General features: G+C 35.5%; 6 protein-coding genes. All 6 read left to right on the top strand.

What is annotated here, in order from left to right:
• Positions 1-31 precede the first annotated feature (31 nt).
• The gene (locus tag GKG01_RS08775; protein WP_154272181.1) at positions 32-1,783 is read left to right on the top strand and encodes a SpaH/EbpB family LPXTG-anchored major pilin; all 1,752 of its coding nucleotides are present in this window, start codon (positions 32-34) and stop codon (positions 1,781-1,783) included.
• A gap of 121 nt (positions 1,784-1,904) precedes the next feature.
• On the top strand, positions 1,905-3,281 hold the full coding sequence (locus tag GKG01_RS08770; RefSeq protein ID WP_154272180.1) for a SpaA isopeptide-forming pilin-related protein: 1,377 nt from the start codon (positions 1,905-1,907) through the stop codon (positions 3,279-3,281).
• A gap of 177 nt (positions 3,282-3,458) precedes the next feature.
• Positions 3,459-4,325: a class C sortase gene (locus GKG01_RS08765; RefSeq protein WP_154272179.1), complete on the top strand. Its 867-nt coding sequence runs from the start codon at positions 3,459-3,461 to the stop codon at positions 4,323-4,325.
• Entirely contained in the window at positions 4,312-5,151 is an 840-nt protein-coding gene (locus GKG01_RS08760; protein ID WP_002834982.1) for a class C sortase, read from the top strand. The genes GKG01_RS08765 and GKG01_RS08760 overlap by 14 nt, the downstream gene beginning before the upstream one ends.
• A complete protein-coding gene (locus GKG01_RS08755; protein ID WP_154272178.1) occupies positions 5,138-5,992 on the top strand; it encodes a class C sortase in 855 nt (284 codons plus the stop codon). Before GKG01_RS08760 ends, GKG01_RS08755 begins: the two co-directional genes overlap by 14 nt.
• A gap of 135 nt (positions 5,993-6,127) precedes the next feature.
• A complete protein-coding gene (locus tag GKG01_RS08750; RefSeq protein ID WP_154272177.1) occupies positions 6,128-7,408 on the top strand; it encodes a hypothetical protein in 1,281 nt (426 codons plus the stop codon).
• The last annotated feature ends 147 nt before the right edge of the window (positions 7,409-7,555 follow it).

The following is a 7,555-nucleotide window of genomic DNA, read 5'->3' as shown; positions in this document are numbered from 1 at the left end:
TGATTATAAAAAAATATAAAGGAGTTTTATTATGAAAAAAAGATTTTTATCACTAATCATGGCATTAGCGATGATGGTTGGCGTATTCACCCCATTGATTACGAATGCGGCCGAAGGAGATGCAATAGGTAAATTTACTAAAGAGGATATCTCTGAAACAAAACCTAAAAGCACAAAACTTTATGTACACAAATTACAATCTAGTTCATTTAAAGCAGATTTAGGAACTCTAGGTAAACCACATGACGGTAGTAAACTAAGTGATGATCAAATTACAGCTTTAGGTAAAACACCAAAGCCACTTAACGGAGTTAAATTTAAATACTACAAAATTGAAGATGACGCAAAATTTGCTGCAATGGTAAAAAATCCTGGCAGCTACAAAACTGATGCACAAGTAACAGAATATGTAACAGATGTAACAGGAAAAGAAGCTAAAACTGCTACAGTAGATGGTGAAAAAGGTATTTTATCTGTTGATGGACAAGTTCTTGATCTTGCAGATGGAAACTACTGGTTTATAGAAACTGGATATGAAAAAGACACAACTGATCCAGAAGCACCAGACAATATTTCATCTTACATTGCAGTACCATTTGGTATTACTCTACCATTAACAAACACGACAAAAATAACTGTTGACGATAAAGCTTATGAACCAGGTACAGTTTGGTTAAAGAATGTTCACACATATCCAAAGAACGTAACTGTTAATGAACCAACTCCAGACAAGACAGTTGGAAACCTTGTAAACAAACATGACACTCACAATGTTGGTGATACAGTTACATGGTATATGAACGCTACTATCCCAACAAATATCAAGGACTACACAAAATTCGAATTCAAAGATACATTAGAAAACATGCTTGACTATGTTGGAAACATTGAAGTTAAATATGATAGTGGAGATAAAACTGAATTTAAAGATTTGGAATATACTTTGACAGCTAATACTCACTATACAGTAGTTAATTATGATGAAACTACAAGAACATTTGAAGTAAAACTTACTAAAGCTGGTATTGCTGAAGTAGCAAAAAACATTGATGGAATTACAAATCCAAAAATTTCTGTTAAATTTGACACTAAATTAAATAAAGAAGCAAAAGTAGAAACAGGAAACCCTAACGAATATACACTTAAGTTTAACAATGGTAACACAACAGAAGATAAAGAAAAACCATCAGATAAACCAAGAGTATTCACTGGTGAAAGAAAATTCGTTAAGACTGACTCTGCTGACAGATCAGTTCTTGCAGGAGCAAAATTCGTAGTTAAAAACGCAAAGAGAACAGCTGAACAAGGACAATACCTAAAGAAAGATGAAACAACAGGTGCAATTTCTTGGGTAAAAACTGAAAAAGAAGCAACTGTATTCACAACAGAAACTAACGGAGAAATTAATGTTGGTAAATTACAATTCACTTATGCAGTAAAAGGTAAACCAGATGATATTGATCAAGTTGAACTTTATAAAACTAACCAATTAAATCAATATCAATTAGTGGAAACTCAAGCTCCAAAGAATTACGCTAAGTTAGATGCACCAATTGATTTTGAAATCACACCAGATTCTTATAAATCAGGTGCAGTAAAAATCGACCAAGGAAAAGCTGTTGATGATGATAAAACTGGTACACACACAGAAATCAAGAACAAGAAGTTAACAATCCCACAAACAGGTGGTATTGGTACTATTATCTTCACTGCAATCGGTCTTGCAATAATGGCATCAGCTGTTATCGCTATCAAAAAAAGACAAGCAACTGAAGCTAGATAATAACTAAAAGAAGAGAGGAAAAGCAATTTTCCTTCTTCTAAAAGTGCAAATACATCACATATTTGCACTTTTAGAAGAATATAACAATATTAATATAGAACTAAAAATGGAAGGTAATAATATGAAGATTTTAAAAAAGATATTAATGGTTATGGTAATGGTGGCGATGACTCTTACTAGCAGTTCATTTGCCGCGGGTGATTATTCGATAACTGTGACTGTGGACAAAGAACTAGGTGAAGCAAGGGGAGATATTTCGTTGTGGAAGGTGTCTGTGCCATACGATAATAAATCAAGTAAGCTTGATGAACTTAATAAGTTATCTATTGAAGAGTTGAATTCTAAGTATTCCAATCCAACTGTGTTGGCGTTTAATGACAATCAAATTGTGTTTGATAAGTTAAGTGCCGGTGCATATTATATGAGGGATACTTCGGGAATTAAGAGGGACAAGGATATTGTTCCGGCTTTGATTAACCTTCCAAATGATCTTGAAGATGGTTCGAAGAATGTGACTATTCATGCGAAGGAGTCTTCTACTAATGTGAGACTTGTGAAGGTGGATGAGAGCGGCAATCCACTAAAGGGTGCGAAGTTTAAGTTACTTAAAAGAGAAGGTAGCGAATATGTTGAGCTTAAGAACAAGGCTACTATGAAAAAAGATGACAAGCTTGAACTATCTCCAGAAGATGATGACAGATCCAAGGTGAAATCTGAAGAAAACGCAGATGAGTCGAAGGATGAAAATTCCAAGTCTGAAAAAGATGAAGAAAAATCCAAGGATGAAAAAAAGGAAGAAAAGTCCAGTGATAATTCTAAGAATGAGGAAAAATCTGATGATGGCTTGTATATTTCCAACGATGCTGGTGAGATTATAATCAACGATATTAAGAAGGGCGATTATATTTTCAGAGAGGTGGAAGCTCCAGCAGGTTATGTGATTAAGAATGTGGACACTAAGTTTACTATTTCTGATAAGTCTGTGGAACTTAGGGTTGTAAACAGCAAGACTCCTGAAAAAGATAAGGGCAGACATGATTTTATGAAGACTGATGAAGCTAAGAAGCCTTTGGGTGGTGCGATGTTCAAGGTTATGACTAAGAACAAAGACGGAAAGTTTGAGCCAGTGAAGAAGGACGGCAAGGATTATATCGTTACAAGTGCTGACAATGGTAAGTTTGCTGTTGAGGATATGGATTATGGTAAGTATTACTTGGTTGAGATAAAGGCTCCACAAGGTTTCATTTTGTTGAGTGAGCCTGTGGAATTTGAAATCAAAAAACAAGCCGATGATAAGACTATTTCCATTGCTTTCATTACTAACAAGAGTGATACTATTACAAGAACTCCAGACGGGGATATTACACGCGGTGGTAAGATGCCAAAGACTGGGGATATTAGGTTTTTCATGAGTATGATTGGCGGTGCGATTATGTTCTTTATAGGTAAGTGGATAATTGCGAAGGACGATAAGTTAATAGGAAAAAATATTAAGTAATTCGAAAAATTATTTGGAATATGAATGTAGCATGCCCTCATGCTAGGTGATCTACGATTGTGAGTTGGGTTATTGGCGTGAGGGTTTTGTTTATGTTTGAGGGCTCAAATGTTTTTCGATTTTATTTTTTTAAGGTATAATTGACTTAGAAACCGGTATTTGAGAAAGGTAATTGTAATGTGGAAGAAGATTAAGCATAATTTTGTGTTTATTTTAATATTTTTGTTGGGATTTGGTGTGATGATGTATCCTGTGATTTCTAGGTTGTATTATAGGGTGGATTCCACTAATCAAGTGAAGGAGTTCGACAAGGCTGTGAAGGGTTTGTCGAAGGAGGAATTGGATAAGAGGTTGGCTTTGGCAAAGGGCTACAATGATTCGTTGAATAATGTGGTGAGCAAGGATCCTTATGATAAGAAGAACCAAGAAGAGGGCAGGAAGGCTTATGCGAGAATGCTTGAGGTGAAGGAGAAGATTGGTCACGTGGAGATTCCGAAGATTAATCAGGATTTGCCGATGTATGCTGGTACGAGCGAGGATGTGTTGCAGATAGGGATTGGCCACTTGGAGGGGACTTCTCTTCCTATTGGGGGGAACAATACTCATGCGGTGTTGACTGCGCACAGTGGACTTCCTACGGCGAAGTTGTTTACTGATTTGAAGATGATGAAGATTGGCGATAAGTTCTATGTTCACAATATTTTCGGGACGTTGGCTTATCAGGTGGATCAGATAAAGATTGTGGAGCCTTCTAATTTCAATGATTTGTTGATTGTGAAGGGGCACGATTATTGTACGTTACTTACTTGTACTCCTATTATGATTAATTCGCACAGGCTTTTGGTTAGAGGTCACAGGGTTCCTTATGTTCCTGCTGTGGATGAGGCGTTGATTGCGGATAACAAGGCAAGTTATATTTACAGGTATTTGTTCTATGTTTCTTTGGTTATTATCGCTATTTTATTGTATTTGATTTATCGTCAACGTAAGGCGAAGAAGAGGCTTAAAGAACTTGATGTAGAGGGTAAGCATGAAGAAGTCTAAGTTAAAGGAAAATTTGAAGTATGTGTTGATTTTCTTGGTGGGGTTTGCTGTGGCGATGTATCCTTTGATTTCGAGGTTGTATTACAGGATTGAGGCTAATAGTGCGGTGCACGATTTTGATACTACGGCTAAGAAGATTGACAAGAAGGAGATTGACAGGAGGATTAGGCTCGCTCAGATTTACAACAAGACTTTGGATCCTAGTAAGCTTGCGGATCCTTATTCTGAGAAGGAAAAGAAGAATGCGATAAGCGAGTATGCTAGGATGCTTGAGGTGAAGGAAAAGATTGGCCACGTTGAGATTCCGAAGATTAATCAGGATTTGCCGATTTACGCTGGTACGAGCGAGGAGGTTTTGCAAAAGGGTGTTGGTCACTTGGAGGGAACTTCTCTTCCTGTGGGTGGCAAGGGGACTCACACTGTGTTGACTGCTCACAGAGGTCTTCCTACGGCGAAGCTGTTTACTGATTTGAATAAGATGAAGAAGGGCGATGTGTTCTACATTCACAATATCAAAGAGGTGTTGGCGTACAAGGTTATCGACGTTTTTGTTGTGGAACCGAGCGATTTCGACAAGGTTTTGGTTGTGGAGGGCAAGGATTATTGTACGTTGTTGACTTGCACTCCGTATATGATTAATTCGCACAGGTTGTTGGTGCGTGCTGAGCGTACTGAATACAATCCTGCTGCTGTGGAGAAGGATTTGGTGAGTCAAGTGACTGGTAAATACAAGATTTATTTGATTATTTCACTGATTATTATTGCGATTTTGTTGTGGTATTATATTAGGCAAAGAAGAAGGAAGAAGAATAATGAGATCAAGTAGGAAGATTGGTTATGTGATTTTGTTTGTGGGGATTGGGTTGTTGACGTTTTGTTTGAGCAATTTGTCGTACAAGATTTTCTCGCAAGATAAAAAGATGGATGATTTTTTGAGGGCACAAGGTGAGATGTCGACTGAGCTTTCCGAAAGAATCGACCAATATAATTCGAATGTGAATGTGGATGAGACAGGTCTTGTGGATCCTTTTAATTCGGAGGATATTGAGCTTGAAGGTAGTAAGGTGATTGATGAGAATGGGATTTTCGGGTATTTGGAGATTCCGAAGATTAATTTCAAGAAGCCTATTTATTTGGGAGCGAGCTATAATCATTTGGCGAAGGGTGTCGGTCAACTTGACGGTACTTCGATTCCTGTGGGTGGTAAGGGCAGACGTAGTGTGCTTGCTGGCCACAGGGGTTGGTACGGCGATATTATGCTATTGAAGGTAGGTCAATTGTATTCTAATGATGTGGTGTATGTGCATCATCATGGGAAGACTTTGACTTACAAGGTTGTTGGAAGAGAGTATATCAGTCCGTCGGATTGGGATAGGTTGAAGCCTGTGGAAGACAAGGATATGCTGACTATATTGTCGTGCGATCCGATGTATCCTCCATTTACTAGAAGGATTTTGATTAACTGCGTGAGAGTTGATGAGACTACGGCTGATACAAGCACTGATAATGTGAATGGCAATAAGAATTCATCTGGCAAAGATTTGTCGGACAAAACTTCGTCAAAAACACTTGATTATGTTTTGTTGGCGCTTACAATCGTAGCTTGGATTGTGCTTATTGTGAATATTAGAAAATTCGTGTTGGATATTAGAAAACATGGGAAATAGGAAAACTGCGGGTGTGAGCTCGCAGTTTTTTGTGTGGGCGAAATGGTAAATTGGATGATTATATTTTAAAATTGGGTATATATTAGTTATGAAGAAGGCGGATAGAATTAGAAAATTATTAGAGGGGGTATAGTTATGGTAGAAAACTTAAATAAGCTGAAAGATTTAAACGAAAATTACAAAAGTTTACAAGCTCTATTAGAAGCATATAATCCATGGACTGATGAAAATATAAGTAAATTATCAGAGGATTTTTTCGCAGCGTTGGAAAATGAAGATAAGGATTTTTCATGGCTTAAGATAGATTCATATGATAAAAAAAAGGATAAAGAAAAAAAGGATTTATATGAAGAATTGAAGGATAAAAAAGGAAAAGTAGTAAGCATTGATTATGGAATTCCTAGCCATGTTAGAGGAGATGTTGAAAAGGGAACATTGTTTTTATGTCTAGTAAATCCGAATATAGATGTTAAGGTTGCGATGTGTGAGGCTGTTGGAAAACAAGATAAAGAGGATATTAAAAAGTATATATTTGACATAAGCTCTAAAGGAGGTATCTTGTATAAGGAAATAGTTGAATTAAAAGGATTAAAGAAATTAATAAGTTTAGAAGAATCCGATAAAGATAAGAATCAGGAAAAAAATAAGATAGGTTATTATACAGCTAACTATTTTTATGTAATATTATCATCTATTAATGTTAAAAAAAATAAAAATAAATCACAAAATAAAGATAACTCTAAAAACGAAGATAAGTTAAAAAAAGCATTAACCTCATTTGAAAATTTTTGTATCAATTTAGAAAATGATGGTCTAAATAAGCAAATAAAAGAAGAAAAAGAGGTAAATAAGGAAAGCTTAAAATATTTTGTAGAAATATCGAAGAATATAGTTAATCTAGAAGCTTTTCCTTTTAGAAGCAGCACCCCAGGTTTTGCTATTAAAGAAGAGAATGCAGGTAATAGATTTGCCAATTGTATGGTAAATTCAACTTCGAATGTAAGTATGCTTAGTGCAAGGATAATAATATGGAAAATTTTGGAATACTTGAATAGCAACGGTAAAAAAGATAAACCAGTGTTTATTTTTAGGAGATTCAACAGAGCATGGCGACCATCAATAGAAAATGTGCTTATAGAAGATTTTAGCGAGGACGGTAAAGATATTGATATTGACAATATAATTAATGAATTACATGAGGAGTTTTTTTATACAATTGGACCTAAAGATCAGGATAATATGTTAAAAATGGGTAAAAACATATATAAGAATGATGATAACATATACGAAGAAAATGAAAACGAAAATGACCAAGACAAAGAAAATAAAGGAAATAAAGAAGCAGTATTTAATGAAATAATAATTAATGCATTAACTCCGAAAAAAGACAAAAAGGAAAATAAAGGATATGAATAGTGATTTAATTTTTTGATGTTACCATGTTAAATACACAAAAACGACTTTCTCTTATGATGTGTACCCATAGAACTGGACACAATATTTAATTAATTAGTTGTAGTGGATGCTAACCTATACTTTGTAGGTGGCATCCATTTTGTTTTC

This window comes from Finegoldia sp. BIOML-A4, assembly GCF_009679635.1.
Taxonomy (GTDB): domain Bacteria; phylum Bacillota; class Clostridia; order Tissierellales; family Peptoniphilaceae; genus Finegoldia; species Finegoldia magna.
The sequence above is the reverse complement of the archived record's forward strand: the minus strand, read 5'-3'. Positions and strand labels throughout refer to the sequence as shown.